Source organism: Saccharothrix violaceirubra (assembly GCF_014203755.1).
In the GTDB taxonomy this organism is placed as follows: Bacteria; Actinomycetota; Actinomycetes; order Mycobacteriales; family Pseudonocardiaceae; genus Actinosynnema; species Actinosynnema violaceirubrum.
The window spans coordinates 1,939,543-1,963,068 of the sequence record NZ_JACHJS010000001.1 but is presented as its reverse complement, the minus strand read 5'-3'; the positions used below and the strand labels follow the sequence as shown (position 1 = coordinate 1,963,068).

Genomic DNA, 23,526 nt, shown 5'->3' with positions numbered 1-23,526 from the left:
GATACCCCGTTCTGCCCCCCGAGGTCGGTTCGACCGTAATGGGCTTCGGCGGCACGGAGAACTACCCGCGTGAGTAGTTGGGAACCGGCCCGCGTGGGCCGTCGGCGCGGGTCGGAGCCTAGACTGACCACCTGTGGTCCAGCATCCGATGATCGCCCCGAGCATCCTGTCCGCCGACTTCGCCCGTCTCGCCGAGGAGGCCGACGCGGTCTCCGGCGCCGACTGGTTGCACGTCGACGTCATGGACGCCCACTTCGTGCCCAACCTGACGCTCGGCCTGCCCGTGGTGCGGTCGTTGCGCAAGGCGACCGACATCCCGCTGGACTGCCACCTGATGATCGAGGACCCGGACCGCTGGGCGGTCGGCTACGCCGAGGCCGGCGCGTACAACGTGACCGTCCACGCGGAAGCCGCCGCCGACCCGGTCGCCCTGGCGCGCGACCTGCGGGCGGCCGGTGCCAAGGCGGGACTCTCGATCAAGCCCGGCACGCCGATCGAGCCCTACGTCGACGTGCTCAAGCACTACGACACGCTGCTGGTCATGTCGGTCGAGCCCGGGTTCGGCGGGCAGAGCTTCATCGCCGACGTGCTGGACAAGGTGCGCACCGCGCGCCGCCTGGTCGACACCGGACACCTGACGCTCGTCGTCGAGATCGACGGCGGCATCAACGCCGACACCATCGGCCAGGCCGCCGAGGCCGGTGTGGACTGCTTCGTCGCCGGGTCCGCCGTGTACGACGCGGCCGATCCCGGCCTGGCCGTCGAGAAGTTGCGCGCGCTGGCCGCCGCCGGCCGGTGAACCTCGCCGACGCCATGGCCCGCGCCGTCGAGGCGAGCGCGGCGGTCCTGGGCACCACGAGCCCGAACCCGCCCGTGGGCTGCGTCGTGCTCGACGCGTCCGGCGAGCCGGTCGGCGTCGGCGCCACGCGACCGCCGGGCGGGCCGCACGCCGAGGTCGTGGCCCTGCGCGAAGCCGGTGACCGGGCCGTCGGCGGCACGGCCGTCGTGACGCTCGAACCGTGCGCGCACCACGGCCGCACGCCGCCGTGCACCGACGCGCTGCTCGCCGCCGGGGTGCGCCGGGTCGTCCACGCGGTGTCCGATCCGAATCCGACGGCCGCGGGCGGCGCGGACGTGCTGCGCGCGGCGGGCGTCGAGGTCGAGTCCGGCTTCCTGGCCGAAGTCGTCGGCGACGGCCCCCTGCGGGCTTGGTTGCACTTCGCGCGCACCGGACGTCCGCACGTGACCTGGTACGCGTCGGACGACGCCGAAAAGGACGAGCACATCGCACGCGCGGACGCCATCGTGTCCGGCATGCGGACCGCGCCCTCCTCGGGAACACCGGGGCCTTACCGTCCGTTGCGGGTCGACGTGGGCCACCCGGCGCACGCGCACGACGTCGACGCGGCGCTCGCCGGACGTGACGTCGTGGACGTGGTGCTGGTGGGCGGGCCTACCCTGGCGGGTGCGTTCGCGGCGGCCGGTCGGCTCGACCGGGTGCTCGCGCACCTCGCGCCGGAACTGCTGGGGGACGGACGGCTCGTGCTCAGCGGCACCGGCGTGGCCACCGCCGCCGGGACCGTCGGTCCGGACGCGGTGGGACTGGTCGTCGAACGGGTCACGATGTCCGGGCCGGGTCTGCGGGTGTCCGCAGTGCCGGTCCGCTGAGGGAGGGTTGCGGTGTTCACCGGGATTGTCGAGGAGTTGGGCGAGATCGTCGCGGTCGAGGACCTGCCGGACGCGGCGCGCGTCACCATCGCCGGTCCGGTGGTGACCGGCGACGCGAAGCACGGCGACTCGATCGCGGTCAACGGCGTGTGCCTGACGGTGGTCGACGTGGTCGACGGCGCGTTCACCGCCGATGTGATGCGCGAGACACTGGTCCGGTCCAGCCTGGACGGCATCGCCGCCGGCGACCGGGTCAACCTCGAACGCGCCGCGGCCGTCGGGCAGCGGCTGGGCGGGCACATCGTGCAGGGCCACGTCGACGGGACCGGCGTCGTCCGGTCGCGGGAGAAGGCCGAGCACTGGGAGATCGTCCACATCGGACTGCCGCCGGGACTCGCGCGGTACGTCGTGGAGAAGGGCTCGATCACGGTCGACGGCGTGTCGCTGACCGTCGTGGAAGTGACCGAGGACTCGTTCACGGTGAGCCTCATCCCCACCACACTCGACCTGACCACGTTGGGTCGGCGCACGCCGGGCGAGCGGGTCAATCTGGAGGTCGACGTGCTCGCGAAGTACGTCGAACGGCTGGCCCTGCCGCACCTGCGCGCAGCGGGCGAGGAAGGTGCCGCACGGTGACGAGATTCCCCGACATCGAACGCGCGATCGCGGACCTGGCGGCCGGCCGCCCCGTGGTCGTGGTCGACGACGAGGACCGGGAGAACGAGGGCGACCTCATCTTCGCGGCCGAGAAGGCGACGCCCGAGCTGCTCGCGTTCATGGTCCGCTACACGTCCGGGTACGTGTGCGTGGCGCTGACCGAGGAGGACTGCGACCGCCTCGACCTGCCGCCGATGTACCACACGAACCAGGACCAGCGCGGCACCGCGTACACGGTCACGGTCGACGCGCGCGAGGGCGTGTCCACGGGCATCTCGGCGGCCGACCGGGCGCACACGATCCGGCTGCTCGCCGACCCGGCGTCCGACGCCAAGCACTTCTCGCGGCCCGGTCACGTCGTGCCGCTGCGCGCCCGCACCGGCGGCGTGCTGCGCCGGCCCGGCCACACCGAGGCGGCCGTCGACCTGGCCCGGCTGGCGGGTTTCTCGCCCGCCGGCGTCCTCTGCGAGATCGTGTCGCAGAAGGACGAGGGCGACATGGCCCGGCGTGACGAGCTGGAGGTCTTCGCCGCCGACCACGACCTGGCGCTGATCACCATCGCCGAGCTGATCGCGTACCGCCGCCGGGTGGAGACGCAGGTCGTGCGCGTGGCCGAGGCCCGCATCCCGACCGCGCACGGCGTGTTCCGCGCGGTGGGCTACGACTCGAAGCTCGACGGCATCGAGCACGTGGCGCTGGTGTACGGCGAGCTCGGCGAGGGCGAGGACGTGCTGGTCCGCGTGCACTCCGAGTGCCTGACCGGCGACGTGTTCGGTTCGCTGCGCTGCGACTGCGGTCCCCAGTTGGACGCGGCGTTGGAGGCCGTGGCGGCGCAGGGACGCGGCGTCGTGCTGTACATGCGCGGTCACGAGGGACGCGGCATCGGTCTGATGCACAAGCTCCAGGCGTACCAACTCCAGGACCACGGCGCGGACACCGTGGACGCCAACCTCGCGCAGGGCCTGCCCGCCGACGCGCGCGACTACGGCACGGGCGCGCAGATCCTGTGCGAACTGGGCATCAAGTCCATGCGGCTGCTGACCAACAACCCGGCCAAGCGCGTCGGCCTGGAGGGTTACGGGCTGGCCGTGCTCGACCGCGTGCCGCTGCCCATCTCCCCCAACCCGGAGAACCTGCGCTACCTGCGCACCAAGCGGGACCGGATGGGCCACGAACTGCACCAGCTCGAACAGTACGAGGCGCTGAGCCAGGGCGGTGCCGTGGTCAGCACCGCGGAGGGGGCGGAATGAGCGGCGAGGGGCGTCCCGAGGCCGTCGTGCCCGACGCGTCCGGGCTGAGCCTGGGCGTGGTCGCGACGAAGTGGCACGCGGCCATCACCGACACCCTGCTCGCGCGGGCGTTGGAGGCGGCGGGCAAGGCATCGGCGCGGGTGACCGTGGCGCGTGTCGCGGGTGCGGTCGAACTTCCGGTCGTGGCACAGGAATTGGCGCGTACGCACGACGCGGTCGTGGCGCTGGGCGTCGTGATCCGGGGCGGCACGCCGCACTTCGAGTACGTGTGCGACGCGGTGACCGCCGGGTTGACGCGGGTCGCCCTGGACACCTCGACGCCGGTGGGCAACGGCGTGCTGACCTGCGACACCGAGGAGCAGGCCGACGCCCGTGCCGGGTTCCCGCACTCGGTGGAGGACAAGGGTTTCGAGGCCGTCGTCGCCGCGTTGGACGCGGCCGTGACGCTGCGCGTGCTGCGAGGGGAGCGGTGAGCGTCGTGACCGCCGTCCAGTTCCGGCCGCGCCGCATCCGCACGGTGTCGGTGGTGTGCGCGGTGTTCCTCGTGGCGGTGTTCACCGTGGTGGGTCTGCTGCTGGGCGACAGCCCGACCGGCGTGATCTTCCGGACCTCCGACCAGGTGGCGATGATCTGCCTGGGCGTGCTGCTGGCCGGCGGCGTGCTGCTGTTGGCCCGGCCGCGCGTGCGGGCCGACGAGCGGGGCGTCGAGGTGCGCAACGTGGTGACCGCGCACCGTTACGAGTGGACCGACGTGCTGCACGTGTCGTTCCCGGACGGCGCGTCGTGGGCCCGGCTGGAGCTGCCGGACGACGAGTACGTGTCGATCATGGCCGTGCAGGCGGTGGACCGCGACCACGCCGTGGCGGCCGTCCGCGCTCTTCGCGACCTGCACCGCGCCGCCACCCGCTGAGCCTCGTTCGGGCATCCCCGACCGGGGGTGTCCGAACGCGTGTTTCGGGGTGCGTGTTTCGGGGTGCCTGCGTGGAGGACTCGCGGGTCAGACCGGGGATTCCTGGGAGTGGGCCAGGCGGGCCAGTTCCACCCGGGAGCTGATGCCGAGCTTCCGGAAGATGCCGCGCAGGTGGTAGTTCACCGTGTGCGGCGAGAGGAAGAGCTGCTTGCCGACCTGGCGGTTGGTCAGCCCCGCGCCGACGAGCCGGGCGATGTCGCGTTCCGGTTCGGACAGCCGCCGCCAGTCCGCCGACTCGGTGCCCGAGTCCGCCGGTGGCGCCGCACCGGGTAACCGGGCCAGTTCGGCCTCCGCGCCCATGCGTTCGAAGATCCGCGCGGCGCGTTCGCGATAGCCGTGCGCCCGGTCCTCCCGGCCCAGTTCCGCCAGCAGCCGGGCCACGTCCCCGTTCGCGTGCGCCGACGCCCACGGGTGCCGGTGGCGGTCCACCACCGACCGCAGCCCGTCCACGTCGCGGTCCAGCAGCGCACGGGCATGCCCCGCCGCCGCCCCGAGCCGGCCGAAACCGGGGTTGGCGGCGGCGAGGTCCTCGGCGGTGTGCGCGGCGACCTCGGCCAACGCGCTGTCGCCGACGTCGAGGGCGACCCGGACCAGCCACGCCGCCGCGCCGGGCTCCTCGACGAGCATCCGCCGCGCGCCGTCGGGGTCGTCCAGCAGCGCACGGGCCGACTCCGCCGCCGCGCCGGGACCGCCCCGCGCGTGGGTGAGCAGCAGTTCGACCCAGTCGTACTGGCCGGAGTGCAACAACGCCTCACCGGCCGCGAGATCGCCCCGGTAGCACCGCACGTGCTCGGCCGCGCCGGTCAGGTCGCCCCGGTGCAGGGCCACGGTCGCCAACACCGTCGACGCCAGCGGCACGAGCAGGCGCAGCCCCCGGTCACGGGCCAGGGCGAGCCCCGCGCGGGCGGCCTCGTCCGCCCGCACCAGGTCGCCGGCCTGGGTGAGCACGCGGGCGCGGGCGACGAGCCGGGCCGCCGGCGCACCGGAGCGCACCGCCGAGTCGGTGTCCGGCCCGTCGCCGCGCACCAGGCGTTCGGCGGCGTCGAACTCGCCCAGCGCGGCCAGTTTCAGCGCGTACGCCACGGCCGCGTGCGACTGCCACCACGCGGTCGGCCCGTCGAGGTCCCACCGGGTCGACTCGCGGCCCCAGTACATCGCCTCGGCGAGGTTGCCCGCCGTCCACTCCAGGCACGAGTGGACGGTCGCGGCCATGACCACGTCGGCGTCACTCGCCTCCCGGTCGCGGACGGTGAGCACGGACAGGGCGTGGGCACCGGCCGGGTCGCCGGCCGCGAAGTACAGGGCGAGCAGGCGGCCGGCCGAGGCGAGCCGGCGCACGGGTTCGGGCACGTCGCCCTCGGCCAGGGCGTGCTCCATCTCCGCGACGGCGTCGGCCGGTCTGCCGTCGGCCAGCAGGATGCCGCCCAGGACCACGTGCAGCTCGGCCGCCTCCGGACCGGGCAGGCGGCCGGACAGTCCCGCGCGGGCCAGCGCGATGGCCGAGCCGAGCCGGCCGTTGGCGGCCAACGCGCGCACGCCGTCGACGGCGGCCTGGCCGCGTTCGCCGGTGACCGCGACCGGGGGCTGGGCCGGGCGCAGCACGGCGGCGTCGTGGCGCAACGCGCGTGCCACCGACTCGGGGATCGACTCGACGACCGCGCGCCACACCAGGTCGCACGAGAACTCCAGGCGGTCGTCGACCGACTCCACCAACCCCGACGCGAGCACCTCGTCCACCGCGGGCAGCAGGGCGGCGGCGGTCTCGCCCATCAGGGTCGCCACGTCGTGCAACGGGAACGTGCGCCCGAGCACGGCCGCGACCCGCAGCACCTGGTTGGCCCGCGCGGAGAGCCGGTCGCACCGCGCGCGGACGAGCGTGCCCACGCGCCGGGGCAGCCAGCCGCCGCGCAGCCGGGCACCGGTCGCGTCGACCTCCAGCTGTCCTTCCTCGCGCAGGCCGGTGACGAGGTCGGCGACCAGGCGCGGGTTGCCGCCGGCCGTGGCCACGAGCGCCAGCAGGTCCGGTCCGGGCGGCACGCCGAGCAGGTCGACGACCAGCCGGCGCACGGCCGCCGCGTCGACCGGGCCGAGCGAGACCACGTCGCCCTGCGTCGACACCGCACGCCGCACTTCCGCGCCGGCCAGGGGAAGCGTGAGCGTCAGCAGCACCGCCACCGGACGGCCGTGCACGCGGTCGAGCAGGTCGAGCAGGGCCGCCGGGTCGACGTGGGCCTGGTCGACCGCGACCAGTGCCCGGCTGTCGAGCACGGCGGCGACGTCCGCCGACGCGGCGAGGTGGTCACCGCCGACGAGCACCACCGGCAGGCCGCGGTCGCGCGCGGCGTCGACCGCGTCGTGCAGGAGTCGGGTCTTGCCCGAGCACGGCGGCCCGTCCAGGGTCAGCACGCCGCCGGGTGCGGAGAGCAGGCGTAGAACCGACGTCCATTCACGTTCCCGGCCGTGCGAATGCGACACGATCAAGCCTGCTACGGCCGTCGAGCGGCTGTCAATTCACGGCGGACCGCCGACGGACCGCCGGTCGACACCAGCCGCACCCCGGCGGTCCGCAGCACGGCCAGGTGCCCGTCGAACGCCGGGTGCGCGAGCTGGTCGTCGTTCGCCCGCACCAGCACGACCATCGGCGCGCGCCGGCCGAGTCCCTCGCAGAGCACGGTCAGCGCCTGGTTGTCCGCGATGCCCAGGGCCAGCTTCGCCACCGAGTTCGCGGTGCCGGGCGCGAGCACGAACGCGTCGGCCGGCGGGTGCGGTCTCGGCTCGCCGGGCAGCCGGGACGTCGACCGCACGGGCAGGTCGGTCAACGCCTCCAGGTCGGGCACGAGCGGTTCCAGCCACCGCGCGGCCGTCGGCGTGACCGTGACCGCGAGCCGCCAGCCCTCCTCGGCCAGCGGCCGGGCCAGCTCCGGCACGAACCAGTGCTCGACCCCGCCGCCGGCCGACGCGATCAGCGCCAGCACCGGACGGGTCACTCCGGACGCCTCAGCAGCGCGCAGAACATGGCGTCGGTGCCGTGCACGTGCGGCCAGAGCTGCACGTGCGGGCCGTCGCCCAGGTCGGGCACGTCCGGGAAGTACTCGCGGGTGTCCAGTTGTCGCGCGCCGGTCCGCCGGGCCACGTCCGCCACCACGCCGACGGTCTCCGACAGGTGCGGCGAGCAGACCACGTACGCCACGACACCACCGGGCCGGACCAGTTCCAGCGCCGAGGTGAGCAGTTCGCGCTGCAACCGGGTCAGCGGCGCGACGTCCGAGGGCTGCCGCCGCCACCGCGCCTCGGGCCGCCGGCGCAACGCGCCCAGGCCCGTGCACGGCGCGTCGACCAGCACCCGGTCGTACCCGCCGGGCAGGCCCGGATCGCGGCCGTCGGCGACGTGGACGGTGATCGGCAGGTCGCCCGCCGCCTTGCGGATCAGCTCGGCGCGGTGCGGCGCCTTCTCGACGGCGTCGAGCGTGGCACCGCCCAGCCGGGCCAGGGCGCCGATCAGCACGGCCTTGCCGCCCGGTCCCGCGCACAGGTCGAGCCAGCGCTCGTCCGGGCCGTCGACCGGGACGCGGGTCAACGCGAGCGCGCAGAGCTGGCTGCCCTCGTCCTGCACGGCGGCGAGCTTCTCGCGCACCGGGTCCAGGTCGCCGGGGTCGCCGGACTCCAGGTGCACCCCGTACGGCGAGAACGGCGCCGGGTCGCCGCCGGTCATGGCGGCCAGCTCGTCGGCGCTGCACTCGCCGGGCCGGGCCGCCAGGTGGACGATCGGCCGGGCGTCGTCGGCGGCCAGCGCCGCGCGCAGCGCCTCGCCCCGCGTGCCCAGCGACTCGGCGAACGCCTGGGCGATCCAGCGCGGGTGCGCGTGCGCCAGGGCCAGGTAGCCGACCGGGTCGGTCTCCTCGTCCGGGGCGACCTCGTCGATCCAGGCGGGCTCGTCCTGCGCGGACACCCGGCGCAGCACGGCGTTGACGAAGCCCGCGACCCCCGAGCCGAGCCCGGCGCGCACGAGGTCCACCGTGGACGCCACGGCGGCGTGCGCCGGGATGCGGGTGCGCAGGAGCTGGTAGGCGCCCAGCCGCAGGGCGTCGAGCACCGAACCGTCCACGTCGGACAGTGGCCGATCGGTGCACGCGGCGAGCACGGCGTCGAGCAGGCCCTGGGCACGGGCCGTGCCGTAGGCGAGTTCGGTGGCCAGGGCGGCGTCGCGGCCGGTGATCCGGCGGTCCCGGAGCAGGCCGGGCAGCACGAGGTTGGCGTAGGCGTCGCGCTGCCGGACCGCGCGCAGCGTGTCGAGCGCGGCCTGCCGGGCCGGGTCCTCGACCGGGGGGCGCGGCGGGCCGGAACGCCGCCGGGGCGGGTGCGGTCCGCGCGGGCGGGACGGTCGTGATGAGCGCTGCGTCATGCGATCCGCTCCCCCGCCTCGATCCGGACGCCACGCGCCCAGTCCGTCGCCGGCATCCGCTTCTTGCCCTGGGCCTGCACGTCGCCGAGCACGACCGGCCCGGTGGCGGTGCCGACGAGGACGCGCTTGCGCTCGACGACCAGTTCGCCGGGTGCGAGCGTGGGCGCGTCGACCGGGGTCACGGGCCCGAGCTTGAGGCGTTCGCCGCGGAACTCCGCCCACGCGCCGGGGTCGGGCGTGACCGCGCGGGCCACCCGGTCCAGGCTCTGCGCGGGCAGGGCGAAGTCCAGCCGACCGTCGTCGACCGACACCTTGGGCGCGTAGCTGATGCCCTCCTCGGGCTGGCCGATCGCGCGCAGCGTCCCGTCCGCGACACCGTCCACAGTGGACAGCAGCAGCCGGGCGCCGGACTCGGCGAGCCGGTCGAGCAGTTCGCCGGACGTGTCGCGCGGGCGCACCTGCTCGGTCACCACGCCGAACACGGGACCGGCGTCGAGTTCCTTGACGATGCGGAACGTCGTCGCGCCGGTGATGTCGTCGCCGTGCCGCACGGCGGCCTGCACGGGCGCGGCGCCACGCCACGCGGGCAGCAGCGAGAAGTGCAGGTTCACCCAGCCGTGGACCGGGATGGCCAGGGCCGCCTCGGGCAGCAGCGCGCCGTAGGCGACGACCGGGCACAGGTCGGGTTCGAGCGCGCGCAGCCGGTCGAGGAAGTCGTGGTCGCCCGCGCGGCGCGGGGTGAGGACCTCGATGCCGTGCTCGTCGGCGAGCGCGGCCACCGGGGACCGCTCGATCTTGCGGCCCCGACCGACCTGGGCGTCGGGCCGGGTGACGACCGCGACGACCTCGTGGCGGTCCGAGGCGAGGAACGCGCGCAGCGACGGCAGCGCGACGGCGGGCGTGCCCGCGAACACCAGGCGCATGCTCACGCACCCCCGAACAGCGGATGCGGCGACTGCTTGAGCGTGGGCAGGCCGCCGTCGAACCAGTCCTGGCGGCGGATCTCGGCCATGGCCCGCTTGCGGGTCTCGTCGTCGAGCCGGTCCAGGAACAGCACGCCGTCGAGGTGGTCGACCTCGTGCTGGACGCACCGCGCGAGCAGGTCGGTGCCCTCGACCTCGACCGGCTCGCCGTGCATGTTCCAGCCGCGCGCGACCACGCTGCGGTACCGCCGGCAGTCCCACGACAGGTCGGGGATGGACAGGCAGCCTTCCGAGCCGTCCTGGACCTCGTCGCCGACGACGTCGAAGGTCGGGTTGACCAGGTGCCCGGCGAACCCGTCGCAGTGGTAGGTGAACACCCGCAGCCCCACTCCGAGCTGGGGCGCGGCGATCCCGGCACCGCCGGCGTCGCTCATGGTGTCCCACAGGTCCTTGACCAGCTTGCGCAGCTCCGCGTCGAAGTCGGTCACCTCGACCGCGGGCGTCCGCAGCACCGGATCGCCGAACAGCCGGATCGGTTGGACGGTCACGCACTCTCCTCGCAAGTGGGGCGGGTGACCAGTCTAGAAGAGCCGCCGACGGCCGGGCCCATCGGCATTTCACCGGCACGCCGACCGAGTCCGCACTGGTGCGGACGATATTCCCTGTTGCGTGGAAGCCTCTAATTCTCCGAATGGGACTACTGCCACTCTCCGAAGCCGGGTTCCTTCTTTAGGAGGAAATCCGCGGAACGCGGTTCCGCGGACCAAAATTATCACTAATGTCATTGTTCGCGCACGGAACGCCACGGGGGTGGTCTGATTGGCCGGGAGTGTGGATCCGGCGTCGTGGTTCGCCCGCGGCACAGCCGATGTCGTGGCGGCTTCCCGTGCGCTGGCTTACGCCCGCGACGCGCACGGCATGTTCATCGAACCCGACGCCGTCGACTCGCTGGTGACCGGTCTGCGCGATCTGCGCGACGCCCTCGACCTGATCGCCCAGGAATCGTTCTTCGTGGCCTCGCACACCATGCCGATCGGTGCGGGCTACGCCGGTGAGATCGGCCGGATGTTCCAGGACATCGCGAGTCGGTCGACGATGACGGTCATCCCCGACCTGATCGCCGGACTGGACGGTCTCATCGGGCAACTCGACCGCAGTCGTGCCTCCTATCACGCCGTCGAGACCGCCGCCGCCGCGGCGTTCGACCGACCCTGACGGGGAGCCGACCATGAGCCGCACGCCCGGACGCGCCCTTCTGGCCTGCGTGACCCTGCTCGCCGCCGCGGCGTGCACCACGGCCCAGGCGGGGACGCCGATACCCGTACGCGGTGCGGCACCGCACGAACCCGTGCCGAGCACGCCGCCTCCGACCTCGGGCACCACCAAGGCCGCGAACAAGAACCCGTGCGACCTGCTCACCGCCGACGAGGTCGGCACGCTCGGTCTGAACCACCCCGGCGTCCTGAAGCAGGTCGACCGAGTCGACACCTGCTCGTGGAACGTCAGCGGCAACGGCGGACTGGCGGCGAGCGTGGAACCCGGTCTCGACTCCCTGCGCCTGGAAGGCAAACGGGTGGCGCCCACCCGCTACGGCGACCACGAGGCCGTCCTGGTCGAAGGGTCCTTCGGGCAGGACTACGCGTGCTCGGTCGCGATCGCGGTGTCCGACGACATCGCGGTGCTGATCATCGCCAACCTCACCGCGAGCGCCAAGGACACCCCCGCCGCCTGCGCGCGGGCCACGAAAGCCGCCGAGTTGATCGAGCCCAAGCTGCCCTGACCCGAGGGGGACGCGCACCGTGCCGAGACCGCCCGAGCCGACCGCCCACTACCCCGGAATGGCGCATGAGGACCTGCGCCGTCTGGTGGTCGAGAACTTCGATCCCGGCGAGGCCGGCGGGATGGCCGACGTCTGGCACCGGCTCGCCGCCACGTTCACCCAGGTCGCCGTCGACCTGCGGCTGATGGTGACCCGGTCGGAGAGCGGGTGGACGGGTGAGGCCGCGGAGGCGGCACGGGCGGCGTTGACCCGGTTCGGCGAGTTCGCCGGGCGGACCGGCGACCACTTCGCGACCACCGCGCGGGCCGCCGAGGACCAGATCACCGTGGCGGTCGAAGCCAACCGGCGCATGCCCGAACCGGTGCCGTTCGATCCGCGCGGGATGTTCCGGGACGCGGTGGGCAGCGGCAACCCGCTCTCGCTGTTGGCCCTGCCGCTGACCATCCCCCACCGGAAGGCGCTGTCGGACGAGGCGAAGCAGGAGGCCGTCCGGGTGCTGCTGACCCGGGACGAGGCGATGCGCGGCACCGCATCGACGCTTCCGGAACTCGGGACGCCGCCCACCACCTCCGACGACCAGGGCGTGACCACCGCGTCGATCACGGCGGTCGACGGGTTCCACGCCAGGACGGATCCCGTCGGCACCGTTCCCGGCGGCACGACACCGGCGGGCACGACCCCCACCGGGACGACACCGACGGGCACCGATCCGACCGGCACCACCCCCGGCCGGACGGTCCCCGGTGCGACGCCCGAGCCCGACCCGACCACGCCGGGCGCCGGCCGACCCGGTCCCGGTCGCGACGACGACACGACCACCCCGGAACAGCGGGCCGACCAGGACACCACCCGTACCCAGTCGGCACGGTCCGAGGCGGCGCCGGCCGAGGTCAGGTCCGGCGACCGGCCGGGCGAGACCCGGTCCGGGCCGGCGGTCGGCGTGGTGCCGATGGGCGGCCGGCCGGGCGGCGGACCTCCGGTGCGACCACGACTTCCCGCCGGCGGGACGGCCGTGATCAGGGAACCCGGTGCACGGGCGGCGGCGGCGCGGATCGCCGGACCGCCGCCGGCCAGGCCCGGCGCGGCCCCGCTCGCCCCGGTGCCGCCCGGCGGACCGGTCGCCCGCGCGGAGGACCGCGAGCACACCAACCGGTACCTCGTCGCCACCGACGAGTACTACCTGGACCCGCGCCTGGTCGCGCCGAGCACCATCGGCGAGGAATGAGCGGACTGGCGCGGCTGACCCCGGCCGGGTTCGAGGTGGCGTGGGAACAGCTCGGGCTCGGCGCGCTCCCCTACCCCCTCGACCTCGAACCGCACGGCCGCACGCGCGCCGAACGCGAGCGGATCGTCGCGGACGTGCTGGCCGACCTGGAACGCGGCGGCCTGGCCCGGCGCGGCCGGGTGGACGCCGACGTCGAGGACGCGCTGCGCCTGCTCGCCCAGCCCGACTCGGCGTTCACCGTGCTGGGCCTGGTCGACGTCGAGGCGGGCGAACTCGTGCGCGCGCTGGCCGCCGAACGCCGGGGTTTCACGGTGCTGGCCGTCCGCCGGGACGACGCGGTCACGCTCGACGTGCGGCGCGGCGGCTCACCGGCCGCCACGGCGGTCGGCGTGCTCCCCCACCGGCCGCCGGGTCCGGGCCGGACGGTCACGGTGCGCGCGTCGGCCCTCGCGACCGGCGGCCCGGCGCACCGGGACGACGAGGTGCGGGCGGCCCGCGCCGTGCTCGCCGGACCGATCGTGGGGACCGGGCACGTGGCCGCGCTCGGCGGCCGGTCCGTGACCTGGATCGACACCCCGCACGGCCGGTACGCCGCCGACGGGACGGACTGGATCACGGTCGCGCCGGCCGACCGCGCGGGCATGGTCGCGCGGATCACCCGGAACTGAACGCAACGCCGCACCGGGCTGCGGCTACCTATTGGCATGATCGCAGCGACGACACGCCTACCGGGGATCGAGGTCGTGCCCGAGACCGACGCCCTGCTGTGGACACGCGGCGACCGGGCGTCGTTCGCGGTGCTGTTCGACCGGCACGCCGAGGCGGTGTGGAACCACGCCTACCGGCTGACCGCGTCCTGGTCGCTCGCCGAGGACCTGACCTCGGCGACGTTCCTGGCCGCGTGGCACCGCCGGTCGGACATCACCCTGGTGCACGACAGCGCGTTGCCGTGGCTCTACACGGTGGCGGGCAACCTGGCCCGCACCGAGTTCCGCAGAGTGGGCCGGTTCCGACGGGCCGTGCTCCGGTTGCCGCTGCCCGACGCCGTGCCCGACCACGCCGAAGGGGTCGCGTCCTCGGTGGACGGCGGCCGGCGGTTGAGCCGGGTGCTCGCCGTCGTGCGCACCATGCCGAAAGCCGAACGGGAGGCCGTCGAGCTGTGCCTGCTCGGCGAGTTGTCCACGGCGGCGGCGGCCGAGGTGCTCGGCATCGCCGAGGTGACCGTGCGGTCGAGGATCTCGCGTGCCCGTTCCCGGCTGCGCGACGAGTTGACGGAGGAAGACCAGTGAGCCTCGAACTGCCCGCCCGCCGGCCGTTGCCGCCGGAGGTACGGGAACGCATGCGTCGCACCGTGGTGCGTCGCGGTGGTGCGCGCACGCCGGTCGCCGCGGCGGCGGCCGTGGTGCTGCTCGCCGCCGGCGTGGCGATCGTCGCGCAGTCGATGCAGGACCACGACGGCGTGTCGGTGGGCGGACCGCCGACCGCGACGTCGACCTCGGCCGCGGCGGCGTTCCGGGTCGGCCCGCCGACGGCCGCCGACCTGGAGCGCTGCGGCGTCGACCGGGCCGAGGCGACCGTCGAGGTCAAGGGCCGGCGGATCGTGCTCGGGGACAGCCCCTGCGAGCTGACCGGCACCACGCGGTCCGTCCGCAAGCCGGACGCGCCCACGCCGCGGCTCGCCGACGGGATCACCCTGCTGTGGGTGTCCCCCACCGGGGTCGCGATCGGCACCGCGCCACGCGACGTCGTGGAGGTGACGGCGTCGCGGGGTCGGGTCACGCTGGCCGACGACGTGTGGGTGACCGATCCGGACATCGACACCATCGGCCTGACCTTCATCCGGCAGGACGGTGGGCACACCGCGGTGGATCTCGACCGCAACTTCCACCGCGGCTGGTCGACCACCGCCGAGTCGTTCGCCCGCCCCGGTCTGTCCGACGAGCGCAAGGTCGTGGAGCGGTGCGTGGACCGGGCCGTGCTGGACGGTGCGCCGTGGGTCGGCGACCTGGACCGCTGGACCCTGGCGACCAAGGGTGCGCGGGTGACGATCGTGCGCACGGCCGACGGCACGTTGCTGGGGTGCAGCGACTACCCCGGCGCGTTCCCCTACGGCCGTGTGACGCCCCAGGACGAGCGGCCGTTCAGGCACCTGGGCGCGGAGAAGGGGACGACGCCGCTGCGGGTCGGCGGGATGACCCGCGAGGACGTCGCGGCACTCTCCTACACCGACCCGTCCGGCAACACGAGGCAGGCCGTGGTGCGCGACGGCGTGTTCGAGGTCGACGTCGACGACTCGGCGGGGACGCCGACGGTCCGGGCGACCGACAAGTCCGGTGCCGTGATCTACGAGGGACCGGCCTACTAGGAAAGTCCTGGGGGCGCCCGGCGATCCGGGCGCCCCCAGGCTCACGGACGCACGACCCGGGCCGCCCCACCGCTGCGCCGGGTCGGTTCGGCGACCGCCCGCCAGCGCCCGCCGCCCGCGGGTTCGACCGCCGTCACCGCCCCGATCTCGGCCGTGGACGTGAACCGGTGGCCGAGCCCTTCGAGCCACTTCGCCTCGGGCGTGGCGAGGAACGACTCCTCGGCCTGCGTGGTGGCGCCGTTGCGTTGCGAGGCACGGGGTGCGCCCACCGAGTCCACAAGGGACAGTCCCCGGTCGAGTCGGTTCAGCAGGACCTGGAGCACGCTGGTGATGATGCTCGCGCCGCCCGGGGAGCCCAGTGCCAGTACCGGCGACCCGTCCCGCAGCACGATGGTCGGCGAGATCGACGACCGGGGCCGCTTGCCGGCGGCGGGCAGGTTCGGGTCGGGCACGCCGGGCGTCGCCGGGGTGAACGAGAAGTCGGTCAGCTCGTTGTTGAGCAGGTAGCCGCGACCGGGCACGACGATCCCGCTGCCGCCCTCCTGCTCCAGGGTGAGCGTGTACGCGACGACGTTGCCCCACTTGTCGGCCACGGTCAGGTGGGTGGTGTCCCGGCCCTCGTACGGGGTCTGCGCCGCCACGCCGGAGTCGGCGCACGGTCGGGGCGCACGCGGGTCGCCGGGCGCGACCGCGCCGGGCAGCGCCCTGGTCGGCGAGATCAGGCAGGCCCGGCTGTCGGCGAACCGCTGCGACACGAGTTCCTTCGTGGGCACGTCGACGAACGCCGGGTCGCCCACCCACCGGTTGCGGTCGGCGTAGGCAAGCCTGCTCGCCTCCAGGTACCGGTGCAGGAACGGTCCGGAGGCCTCGTCGCCGTCGGGCACGCCGGCTTCGAGGATGTTCAGCGCCTCGCCCACCGTGGTGCCGCCCGAGGACGGCGCCGGGACGCCGTACACGTCGTAGCCCTGCCACCGGGTGCGTGTCGGCTCGCGGCGGACCACGTCGTAGGCGGCGAGGTCGGCGGTGGTCAGGTCGCCGGGCCGCACGACCCGCGCGGTGCCCGGCACGACGGGCGGCGTGCGGACGGTGTCGACCAGTTCCCGGCCGAGCGTGCCCCGGTACAGCGCGGACACGCCGCCCCGGCGCAGTTCGCGGTAGGTGTCGGCGAGGTCGGGGTTGCGGAACGTGCTGCCCACCGCGGGCGCGGGCAGGTAGAGGTCGCGGGTCGAGGTGAAGTCCGCGAACCGGGCCGCGTTGTTGTCGACCTGCCGGCGGAACGTCGGGTCGACGACGAACCCCCGCCGGGCCAGGTCCTCGGCGGGCCGCAGGACCTGGTCGAACGACCACGTGCCCCAGGTGCTCAACGCCCGCTGCCAGGTGCGCGGCGTGCCGGGGACGCCCACGGACAACCCGCTGGTCACCGCATCGGCGAAGGGGATGGCCTTGCCGTTCTCGAGGAACAACGCCTCGTCGGCGGAGGCGGGCGCGGTCTCCCGCCCATCCAATGTGGACACACGATGGGTGCGCGCGTCGTAATACACGAAGAACCCGCCGCCGCCGATCCCGGCGGAGAACGGGTCGGTGACGCCCAGCGCGGCGGCGACGGCCACGGCGGCGTCCACCGCGTTGCCCCCACGCCGGAGCACGTCGACACCGATCTGCGAGGCGTCGGGGTCGATGCTCGCGACCGCACCCCCACGCCCGACGGCTTCGGGGACGCGGGGCACTTCGGCCGCCCGCGCGACCGAGGCGGGCAGGACCGATCCGACCAGGACAGCGGACACCAGGACACCGACGACTCTGGATCGAGGCATCCACCCCTTCTACTCCGGTCGGGAGGAATACAGAACCGCCGCCCGGCAGATGGTTCCCCCTTGCGGGCGTACGTCAGACGATCTCCAGCGGGTCGAGCTTCACGCGCAGGACCTCGGGTTCCTTGCGGGCGCTGCGCACCGACAGCAGGTCCCCGAGCACGGCGGCCAACGCCCGCCCCTCCGTCCGGGCCACCCGCACGAGGGCGCGCTCCCGGTCCTCCCCCAGCGGCACCGGTCCGAGGACCTCCCCGGTGGGCGGCAGGACCAGGTCGTCCAACGCCGCCGCCAGGGCGTCCGGCGCACCGTCCACGGTCGCCATGCGCACGGCCGGCGGGAACCCGAGTTCGGCCCGCCCCGCCAACTCCCGCCGCGCGTGCCACACCGGGTCCCACCGCGCCAGGGCCTGGACGGGCGCCAACGCGGAATCCGCGATCACCACCACCCGCCCGTCGGCGGAACCGGGGCGCACCAGGGCCGCGGCCGTCATCCACCGGCGCAGCGCCTCCTCGGACGCCCGGAGGTCGGCCCGGCCCAGCAACGCCCACCCGTCGAGCAGCAGGGCGGCGCCGTACCCGCCGGCCGCCACCGGTTCGGCTCCGGGCGTGGCGACGACCAGCGCCGCACCGCCCGGCACGGACGCCAGCACCTCGTCCCCGCCGGAGGTCCGCACCGGGACGCCGCTGAACGCCCGCCCCAACTCCTCGGCGGTCCGCCGGGCACCGATGACCTGCCCGCGCAGGCGGCGGGACCCGCAGGTACCGCACCGGAACGCCGCCTCGGTGGCACCGCACCACCGGCAGTGCGCGGGCCGGGGCCGGCCGTCGTCCGTGCCGCCGGGCAACGCCAACGGTCCCGCGCACCGCCGACAGCGGGCCGGTGCCCGGCACTGGCCGCACGCCAGGGCCGGCACGTACCCGCGCCGGGGCACCTGCACCAGGACCGGTGCGTCGTGGGAGAACGCGAACCGGGCCGCGTCGAAGGCGATCGACGGCAGCCGCGCGGACCGGGCCGCCGGGTCGCGGGTCTCCTGCCAGTCGGAGTCGCCGACGGCCACCACGCGGGGCGCGGCCGACCGCAGCGTCTCCCGCGCGGCCACCACCTCGTGCGCCCACCCGCTGTCGACGAGCACCTGGGCCTCGGCCGTGCGCGCGAAGCCGCCCACCACGAGCGAGGCGCCGGACTGGTGCGCGCGCTGGACGAGGACGTCGCGCACGTTCGGGTAGGGCATCCGGGGTTCGACGTGGAGATCGTCGCCGTCGTCCCACACCACCACGAGCCCCAGGTCGGCGACGGGCGCGAACGCCGCGCCCCGCGTCCCGAGCACGATCCGCGCCGCGCCGCGCCGCACGGCCAGCCACCGCCGATACCGCTCGGCCGGTCCCAGGTCCGCGGCCAGGGCCACCGCGCCCTCGGCCAACGCCGAGCACGCCGCCTCCAGCCGGGCCAGGTCGCGGTGGTCGGGCACGACGATCAACGCACCGCGCCCACCGGCGGCCACGGTCACCGCGGCCTCGGCCAACCGCGCCGGCCAGTCCTCGAAGGGCAGCGCCTGCCACACCGCGCGCGCGGTCCGCCCCGACGACAGGGCGTCCAGCAGGTTGGGGCCGAACGGGTACCGCGCCCAGCCGTCGACGGCGGGCGGCACGGGCACGGGCGCCGGCACCGACTCCTTCGCCTCCGTGCGCGCGTGCCGGGGCGGCACGGCCAGCCGCAGCACGTCGGTCAACGACCCGGCGTACCGGTCGGCGACCACGCGGGCCAGCTCCAGGATCTCCGGCGCCAGCACGGGTTCGGGCGAGAGCACCCGGTCGAGGAAGGTCAGCTTCCGCCCGTAGTCGGACGAGGCGACGCGGTCCAGCAGGAAGCCGTCGACGAGCTGCCCGGCGAACCGCACCCGCACCCGGCAGCCCGGGACCGCGGCGGCGTCCTGCTCGGTCGACACCTGGTAGTCGAAGGGCCGGTCGAGGTGCGCGAGCGGCACGTCGACGCAGATGCGGGCGACGGGCAGGCTCGTCGCGGGCACGCGTTCCCCACGCCTGGTCGTCACCATGCCCGGAGGTCTACCAGACACCCCCGACAAGACCGGCCCCGAACCCCTACCGGGCGACACGACGACGCGCGCCGCCGCCGACGGACTCCCGCCGGGAGCGGACTCGACCGGTCCGCGCCTCCACCGGGTGGCGACCCGGACGCCCGCTCCGTCGACGGCGACCGGTGTGCGCCCGACATCCGCCGGGCGGCGACGAAAGGCGCCGGCACGAGGCGACGACGGGATCGGCGGGCGCCGGGTGCTCCCCCGGTTCCGCGACGGCGGCCGTCCGATCGGTGCGCGGTCCGGACCCGACCGGCCGACGACACCGTCAAGACCGCCGTGTCGTCCCCGGAACGCGGATCACCGCCGCCCGGTCGGCGGACCGGACGGCGGTGATCACGGGTGTCTCAGGCGCCGGCGACCGTGCGCAGCACCTCGGCCCGGTCGGTGTTCTCCCACGGCAGCGCGACGTCGGTACGGCCGAAGTGGCCGTACGCGGCCGTCGGCGCGTAGATCGGCCGCAGCAGGTCCAGGTCGCGGATGATCGCGGCCGGGCGCAGGTCGAACACCTCGGTGATGGCCTGCTGGATCTTCTGCGGGTCCACGGTCTCGGTGCCGAACGTCTCGACGAACAGGCCCACCGGCGCGGCCTTGCCGATGGCGTAGGCGACCTGCACCTCGACGCGCGTGGCCAGACCGGCGGCGACCACGTTCTTGGCCACCCAGCGCATGGCGTACGCGGCCGAGCGGTCGACCTTCGACGGGTCCTTGCCGGAGAACGCGCCACCGCCGTGCCGGGCCATGCCGCCGTAGGTGTCCACGATGATCTTGCGGCCGGTCAGGCCCGCGTCGCCCATCGGGCCGCCGATGACGAACCGGCCGGTCGGGTTGACCAGCAGCCGCACGTTCGAGGTGTCGATCGCGAGGTCGGCCAGCTCCGGCTCGACCACGTGCGTGCGCACGTCGACGCCGAGCAGCTTCTCCAGGTCGATGCCGTCGGCGTGCTGCGACGACACGACCACGGTGTCCAGGCGCACGGGCTGGTCGCCCGCGTACTCGATGGTCACCTGGGTCTTGCCGTCCGGCCGCAGGTAGGGCACGGTGCCGTCCTTGCGCACGGCGGACAGCCGCCGTGACAGCCGGTGCGCCAGCGCGATCGGCAGCGGCATCAGCTCGGGCGTGTCGGTGGAGGCGTAGCCGAACATCAGACCCTGGTCGCCGGCGCCCTGCTTGTCGATCTCGTCGGCGGCGCCGTCGACCCGCTGCTCGTAGGCGGTGTCCACGCCCTGCGCGATGTCGGCCGACTGCGAACCGATCGCCACGTTGACGCCGCAGGAGCGACCGTCGAAGCCCTTGGCCGACGAGTCGTAGCCGATCTCGAGGATCTTCTCGCGCACGATCGTGGGGATGTCCGCGTACGCCTCGGTGGTGACCTCGCCGGCGACGTGCACCTGGCCGGTGGTGATCAACGTCTCGACGGCGACGCGCGAGCGCGGGTCCTTGGCCAGCAGGGCGTCCAGGATGGAATCGCTGATCGCATCGCAGATCTTGTCCGGATGCCCCTCGGTCACCGACTCACTGGTGAACAGCCTGCTGCTGTGCTGGCTCACGGCACTCCCTAACTAGTGACAGAGATCTGCGAATGCTGGGGACGAGCTTACTGATCTGGGGCGACGCGACGGCGTCGAAGTGCCCGCTATCGGGCGATGGCATCCCACAGTACGGACGCGAGATGCGCTTTGGAACCGTGCGGGATGGGCGTTTCCGAACCGTCGACGGACAACAGCCAACCGGCGTTGTCCTCGACCTCGAACGCCTGCCCGTCGCCGACCGCGTTGACCACCAGCCAGTCGCAGCCCTTGCGCGCCAGCTTGGCCCGGCCGTGGTCCAGGACGCCCGTTTCCGCGTCGCCGGTCTCCGCGGCGAAGCCGACGATCACCTGACCGGGACGCCGGCCGGCGACGAGTCCGGCGAGGATGTCGGGATTGCGCGTGAGCACGACCGGGTCGGGGTCGCGATCGGTCTTCTTGATCTTGTGCTCGTTCCGGGCGACCGGGCGGAAGTCGGCGACGGCGGCGGCCATGACCACCACATCGGCCGTCTCCGCCGCGACCTGCATGGCTTCGCGCAGTTCCCGCGCGTCGCCGACGCGCACCAGGTCGACGCCGGCGGGCGGGGCCAGGTCGGCGGTGTGCGCGGCGACGAGCGTCACCCGCGCGCCGCGTTGCGCGGCGACCCTGGCCAACGCGTAGCCCTGCCGGCCCGACGAGCGGTTGCCCAGGTAGCGGACCGGGTCCAGGGCCTCGCGGGTGCCGCCGGCGGAGATCGCGACGTGGCGGCCTTCGAGGTCGCGCGGCAGCGCGTCGGAGCGCGCCAGCAGCAACCGGGCGAGTTCCACGATCTCGGCGGGGTCGGGCAACCGGCCCTTGCCGGTGTCCTTGCCGGTCAGCCGACCGCTGGCGGGTTCGGCGACCACGACGCCGCGCGAGCGCAGCAGCGCCACGTTCGCCCTGGTGGCCGGGTGCTCCCACATCTCGGTGTGCATCGCCGGCACCAGCAGCACCGGGCAGCGCGCGGTGAGCAGCGTGTTGGTGAGCAGGTCGTCGGCCAGGCCGTGCGCGGCCTTCGCGAGCAGGTTCGCGGTGGCGGGCGCGACCACGACCAGGTCGGCGTCCTGGCCGAGCTTGACGTGCTGCACGGACGGCACGTCGGAGAACACGTCGGCGTGCACGGGCTGCCCGGACAGCGCCTCGAACGTGGCCGCGCCGACGAACTTCAGCGCCCCGTCGGTGGGTACGACGCGCACGGCGTGCCCCGACTCGGTCAGCCGGCGCAGGACCTCGCACGCCTTGTACGCGGCGATGCCCCCGCCGACACCCAGGACGATCCGGGGACGCGCGGGGGCTTCGACTGACAGGGTCACTCGCCTTCGGTGTGCTCCAGGAGACCCGCGTGGATCTCCCGCAGCGCGATCGACAGCGGCTTCTCGCGCGGGCCGGGCTCGACCAGCGGGCCGACGTACTCCAGCAGGCCCTCGCCGAGCTGGGCGTAGTAGTCGTTGATCTGACGGGCCCGCTTGGCGGCGTAGATCACCAGCGCGTACTTCGAGCTGACCTGCTGGAGCAGGTCGTCGATCGGCGGGTTGGTGATGCCCTCCGGCGAGCCCGCCTGCGAGGTCGGCTCGATGTGCGTGGTCACTCGTCAACGCTCCTGCGGGTCGTGTGTGGTCGAGGTCGTCCCGTGCCGCTCGGTCGCGCCGCTCACGCGCCGGGCACCGGGCCGACCACCAAGTTTAGCAAGCCCGTCGCGGCCGAACGCACGTCGGCGTTCACCACGACCTCGTCGAACTCCGGTTCGGCCGCCAGTTCCTCGCGGGCGATCTCCAGCCGGCGGGCGACCACGGCGGGGTCCTCGGTGCCGCGTCCGGTCAACCGGTCGACCAGGACCCCCCAGGACGGCGGGGCCAGCATGACCAGCCGCGCCTCGGGCATCGCGGCCCGGACCTGGCGCGCGCCCTGGAGTTCGATCTCCAGCAGCGACGGCGTGCCGGCGGCCAGTGCCCGTTCGACGGGCTCGCGCGGCGTGCCGTAGTGGTTGCCCGCGAACTCGGCGTGCTCCAGGAGTTCGCCGTTGGCCACCATCTTGTGGAATTCGGGCAGGTCGACGAAGTGGTAGTGCACCCCGTCCACCTCGCCGGGCCTCGGTTTCCGGGTGGTCACCGAGACGCTGAAGTGGATGTCGGGGCCCATCCGGCGCAGCTCGGCCAGCACGCTGGACTTGCCGACGCCGGACGGGCCCGAGAGGACGGTGAGGCGAGGCCGGGCGCGCACCGCGCCCGACCCCGCCCCGGTTCCGTCACTCACTCGCCGCTGAACTCGGTGAGCAGCGCCTTGCGCTGCCGCTCACCCAGGCCGCGCAGCCGGCGGCTCGGCGCGATCTCCAGCCGCTCCATGATCTGCTGCGCGCGCACCTTACCGACGCCCGGAAGCGCCTCAAGCAGCGCGGACACCTTCATCTTGCCCAAGACCTCGTCGTCCTCAGCGGCCTTCAGCACGTCCTTCAGGGTCGTGCCGCCACGCTTGAGGCGCTCCTTGAGCTCAGCCCGAGCGCGACGAGCGGCAGCAGCCTTCTCCAGCGCTGCGGCCCGCTGCTCCTCGGTAAGCTGGGGAAGGGCCACGATTTCCTCCGTGGTGTGGGAATTTCCATTCTGGATCGGTGCCGCGACCGTACCGAGCGCAATTGCCTGGGTACAACGTGGCCCCCAGTCAGGTGAAACTTTTCCAGCACTCGTTTGGTAGCGGCGGGTGGTAGTAGTACCAACACCCTCCGGTAGTCCCATCACCGCCACCGGTAAAGCCATGCGCATAGCGCGTGTGGTATGCGCCCCACGGGTGGTGGTCCTGCCGGTGGCAGGACCGTACCAGTCCTTGTTTACGCAGG

General features: G+C 74.2%; 24 protein-coding genes. 12 read left to right on the top strand and 12 right to left on the bottom strand.

Annotated features, from left to right (window positions below):
* The first annotated feature begins 148 nt into the window (after window positions 1-148).
* From rpe to F4559_RS09805, 6 genes are read left to right on the top strand one after another with little or no spacing between them, the layout of a single operon-like run.
* Window positions 149-799 (top strand): ribulose-phosphate 3-epimerase, encoded by a 651-nt coding sequence (gene rpe / locus F4559_RS09830; protein ID WP_184675617.1) that lies wholly within the window; start codon window positions 149-151, stop codon window positions 797-799.
* 14 nt (window positions 800-813) lie between these two features.
* Window positions 814-1,668 (top strand): bifunctional diaminohydroxyphosphoribosylaminopyrimidine deaminase/5-amino-6-(5-phosphoribosylamino)uracil reductase RibD, encoded by an 855-nt coding sequence (gene ribD / locus F4559_RS09825; protein ID WP_184675619.1) that lies wholly within the window; start codon window positions 814-816, stop codon window positions 1,666-1,668.
* Between the two features lie 12 nt (window positions 1,669-1,680).
* Complete coding sequence (locus F4559_RS09820; RefSeq protein WP_184667776.1) at window positions 1,681-2,304, top strand: riboflavin synthase; 624 nt, start codon at window positions 1,681-1,683, stop codon at window positions 2,302-2,304.
* Window positions 2,301-3,575: a bifunctional 3,4-dihydroxy-2-butanone-4-phosphate synthase/GTP cyclohydrolase II gene (locus F4559_RS09815; protein ID WP_184667774.1), complete on the top strand. Its 1,275-nt coding sequence runs from the start codon at window positions 2,301-2,303 to the stop codon at window positions 3,573-3,575. Before F4559_RS09820 ends, F4559_RS09815 begins: the two co-directional genes overlap by 4 nt.
* Window positions 3,572-4,048: a 6,7-dimethyl-8-ribityllumazine synthase gene (ribH, locus tag F4559_RS09810; protein WP_184667772.1), complete on the top strand. Its 477-nt coding sequence runs from the start codon at window positions 3,572-3,574 to the stop codon at window positions 4,046-4,048. Before F4559_RS09815 ends, ribH begins: the two co-directional genes overlap by 4 nt.
* The gene (locus tag F4559_RS09805) at window positions 4,045-4,485 is read left to right on the top strand and encodes a PH domain-containing protein (protein ID WP_184667770.1); all 441 of its coding nucleotides are present in this window, start codon (window positions 4,045-4,047) and stop codon (window positions 4,483-4,485) included. Before ribH ends, F4559_RS09805 begins: the two co-directional genes overlap by 4 nt.
* Window positions 4,486-4,572: 87 nt before the next feature.
* Here F4559_RS09805 and F4559_RS36255 read toward each other — a convergent pair whose 3' ends face one another.
* Genes F4559_RS36255 through def form a run of 5 tightly spaced genes read right to left on the bottom strand, consistent with a single transcriptional unit; the run spans window position 4,573 to window position 10,418 of the window.
* Window positions 4,573-7,020, bottom strand: coding sequence for a helix-turn-helix transcriptional regulator (locus tag F4559_RS36255; protein WP_184667768.1), 2,448 nt, complete (start codon window positions 7,018-7,020; stop codon window positions 4,573-4,575).
* Window positions 7,021-7,031: 11 nt separating this feature from the next.
* On the bottom strand, window positions 7,032-7,532 hold the full coding sequence (locus F4559_RS09795; RefSeq protein ID WP_312865550.1) for a flavoprotein: 501 nt from the start codon (window positions 7,530-7,532) through the stop codon (window positions 7,032-7,034).
* A complete protein-coding gene (locus F4559_RS09790) occupies window positions 7,529-8,947 on the bottom strand; it encodes an RsmB/NOP family class I SAM-dependent RNA methyltransferase (RefSeq protein ID WP_184667766.1) in 1,419 nt (472 codons plus the stop codon). The genes F4559_RS09795 and F4559_RS09790 overlap by 4 nt, the downstream gene beginning before the upstream one ends.
* On the bottom strand, window positions 8,944-9,870 hold the full coding sequence (gene fmt, locus F4559_RS09785) for a methionyl-tRNA formyltransferase (protein ID WP_184667765.1): 927 nt from the start codon (window positions 9,868-9,870) through the stop codon (window positions 8,944-8,946). Before fmt ends, F4559_RS09790 begins: the two co-directional genes overlap by 4 nt.
* 2 nt (window positions 9,871-9,872) lie before the next feature.
* Entirely contained in the window at window positions 9,873-10,418 is a 546-nt protein-coding gene (def, locus tag F4559_RS09780) for a peptide deformylase (protein ID WP_184667762.1), read from the bottom strand.
* A gap of 325 nt (window positions 10,419-10,743) precedes the next feature.
* Between def and F4559_RS09775 the strand changes: the two genes are divergently transcribed.
* Genes F4559_RS09775 through F4559_RS09750 form a run of 6 tightly spaced genes read left to right on the top strand, consistent with a single transcriptional unit; the run spans window position 10,744 to window position 15,240 of the window.
* On the top strand, window positions 10,744-11,085 hold the full coding sequence (locus F4559_RS09775; protein ID WP_184667760.1) for a hypothetical protein: 342 nt from the start codon (window positions 10,744-10,746) through the stop codon (window positions 11,083-11,085).
* Between the two features lie 13 nt (window positions 11,086-11,098).
* A complete protein-coding gene (locus tag F4559_RS09770; RefSeq protein WP_184667758.1) occupies window positions 11,099-11,650 on the top strand; it encodes a DUF3558 family protein in 552 nt (183 codons plus the stop codon).
* A gap of 58 nt (window positions 11,651-11,708) precedes the next feature.
* Complete coding sequence (locus tag F4559_RS09765; protein ID WP_184667756.1) at window positions 11,709-12,875, top strand: PPE domain-containing protein; 1,167 nt, start codon at window positions 11,709-11,711, stop codon at window positions 12,873-12,875.
* On the top strand, window positions 12,872-13,543 hold the full coding sequence (locus F4559_RS09760) for an ESX secretion-associated protein EspG (protein WP_184667754.1): 672 nt from the start codon (window positions 12,872-12,874) through the stop codon (window positions 13,541-13,543). Before F4559_RS09765 ends, F4559_RS09760 begins: the two co-directional genes overlap by 4 nt.
* A 36-nt stretch (window positions 13,544-13,579) precedes the next feature.
* Complete coding sequence (locus tag F4559_RS09755) at window positions 13,580-14,164, top strand: RNA polymerase sigma factor (RefSeq protein WP_184667752.1); 585 nt, start codon at window positions 13,580-13,582, stop codon at window positions 14,162-14,164.
* Window positions 14,161-15,240, top strand: coding sequence for a hypothetical protein (locus F4559_RS09750; protein ID WP_184667750.1), 1,080 nt, complete (start codon window positions 14,161-14,163; stop codon window positions 15,238-15,240). Before F4559_RS09755 ends, F4559_RS09750 begins: the two co-directional genes overlap by 4 nt.
* Before the next feature lie 41 nt (window positions 15,241-15,281).
* Here F4559_RS09750 and ggt read toward each other — a convergent pair whose 3' ends face one another.
* The 7 genes from ggt to mihF all read right to left on the bottom strand — a co-directional run bounded on the left by ggt (window position 15,282) and on the right by mihF (window position 23,263).
* Window positions 15,282-17,054, bottom strand: a complete 1,773-nt coding sequence (gene ggt, locus F4559_RS09745) for a gamma-glutamyltransferase (protein ID WP_184667749.1) — start codon at window positions 17,052-17,054, stop codon at window positions 15,282-15,284.
* A gap of 73 nt (window positions 17,055-17,127) precedes the next feature.
* Window positions 17,128-19,104, bottom strand: coding sequence for a primosomal protein N' (locus F4559_RS09740; RefSeq protein WP_184667748.1), 1,977 nt, complete (start codon window positions 19,102-19,104; stop codon window positions 17,128-17,130).
* Window positions 19,105-19,493: 389 nt separating this feature from the next.
* A complete protein-coding gene (metK, locus tag F4559_RS09735) occupies window positions 19,494-20,696 on the bottom strand; it encodes a methionine adenosyltransferase (RefSeq protein ID WP_184667747.1) in 1,203 nt (400 codons plus the stop codon).
* A gap of 86 nt (window positions 20,697-20,782) precedes the next feature.
* A complete protein-coding gene (coaBC, locus tag F4559_RS09730; RefSeq protein ID WP_312865549.1) occupies window positions 20,783-22,009 on the bottom strand; it encodes a bifunctional phosphopantothenoylcysteine decarboxylase/phosphopantothenate--cysteine ligase CoaBC in 1,227 nt (408 codons plus the stop codon).
* Complete coding sequence (gene rpoZ / locus F4559_RS09725) at window positions 22,006-22,284, bottom strand: DNA-directed RNA polymerase subunit omega (protein ID WP_184667746.1); 279 nt, start codon at window positions 22,282-22,284, stop codon at window positions 22,006-22,008. The genes coaBC and rpoZ overlap by 4 nt, the downstream gene beginning before the upstream one ends.
* A gap of 62 nt (window positions 22,285-22,346) precedes the next feature.
* Window positions 22,347-22,949, bottom strand: coding sequence for a guanylate kinase (gmk, locus tag F4559_RS09720; RefSeq protein WP_184667745.1), 603 nt, complete (start codon window positions 22,947-22,949; stop codon window positions 22,347-22,349).
* Window positions 22,946-23,263, bottom strand: coding sequence for an integration host factor, actinobacterial type (gene mihF, locus F4559_RS09715; RefSeq protein WP_184667744.1), 318 nt, complete (start codon window positions 23,261-23,263; stop codon window positions 22,946-22,948). Before mihF ends, gmk begins: the two co-directional genes overlap by 4 nt.
* Window positions 23,264-23,526 lie beyond the last annotated feature (263 nt).

Coding starts and splice junctions, on each gene's coding strand:
- rpe (WP_184675617.1), top strand. CDS start 149: ATGATCGCCCCGAGCATCCTGTCCGCCGACTTCGCCCGTCTCGCCGAG.
- ribD (WP_184675619.1), top strand. CDS start 814: ATGGCCCGCGCCGTCGAGGCGAGCGCGGCGGTCCTGGGCACCACGAGC.
- ribH (WP_184667772.1), top strand. CDS start 3,572: ATGAGCGGCGAGGGGCGTCCCGAGGCCGTCGTGCCCGACGCGTCCGGG.
- F4559_RS09790 (WP_184667766.1), bottom strand. CDS start 8,947: ATGACGCAGCGCTCATCACGACCGTCCCGCCCGCGCGGACCGCACCCG.
- fmt (WP_184667765.1), bottom strand. CDS start 9,870: ATGCGCCTGGTGTTCGCGGGCACGCCCGCCGTCGCGCTGCCGTCGCTG.
- F4559_RS09770 (WP_184667758.1), top strand. CDS start 11,099: ATGAGCCGCACGCCCGGACGCGCCCTTCTGGCCTGCGTGACCCTGCTC.
- F4559_RS09765 (WP_184667756.1), top strand. CDS start 11,709: ATGGCGCATGAGGACCTGCGCCGTCTGGTGGTCGAGAACTTCGATCCC.
- F4559_RS09760 (WP_184667754.1), top strand. CDS start 12,872: ATGAGCGGACTGGCGCGGCTGACCCCGGCCGGGTTCGAGGTGGCGTGG.
- F4559_RS09755 (WP_184667752.1), top strand. CDS start 13,580: ATGATCGCAGCGACGACACGCCTACCGGGGATCGAGGTCGTGCCCGAG.
- ggt (WP_184667749.1), bottom strand. CDS start 17,054: ATGCCTCGATCCAGAGTCGTCGGTGTCCTGGTGTCCGCTGTCCTGGTC.
- F4559_RS09740 (WP_184667748.1), bottom strand. CDS start 19,104: ATGGTGACGACCAGGCGTGGGGAACGCGTGCCCGCGACGAGCCTGCCC.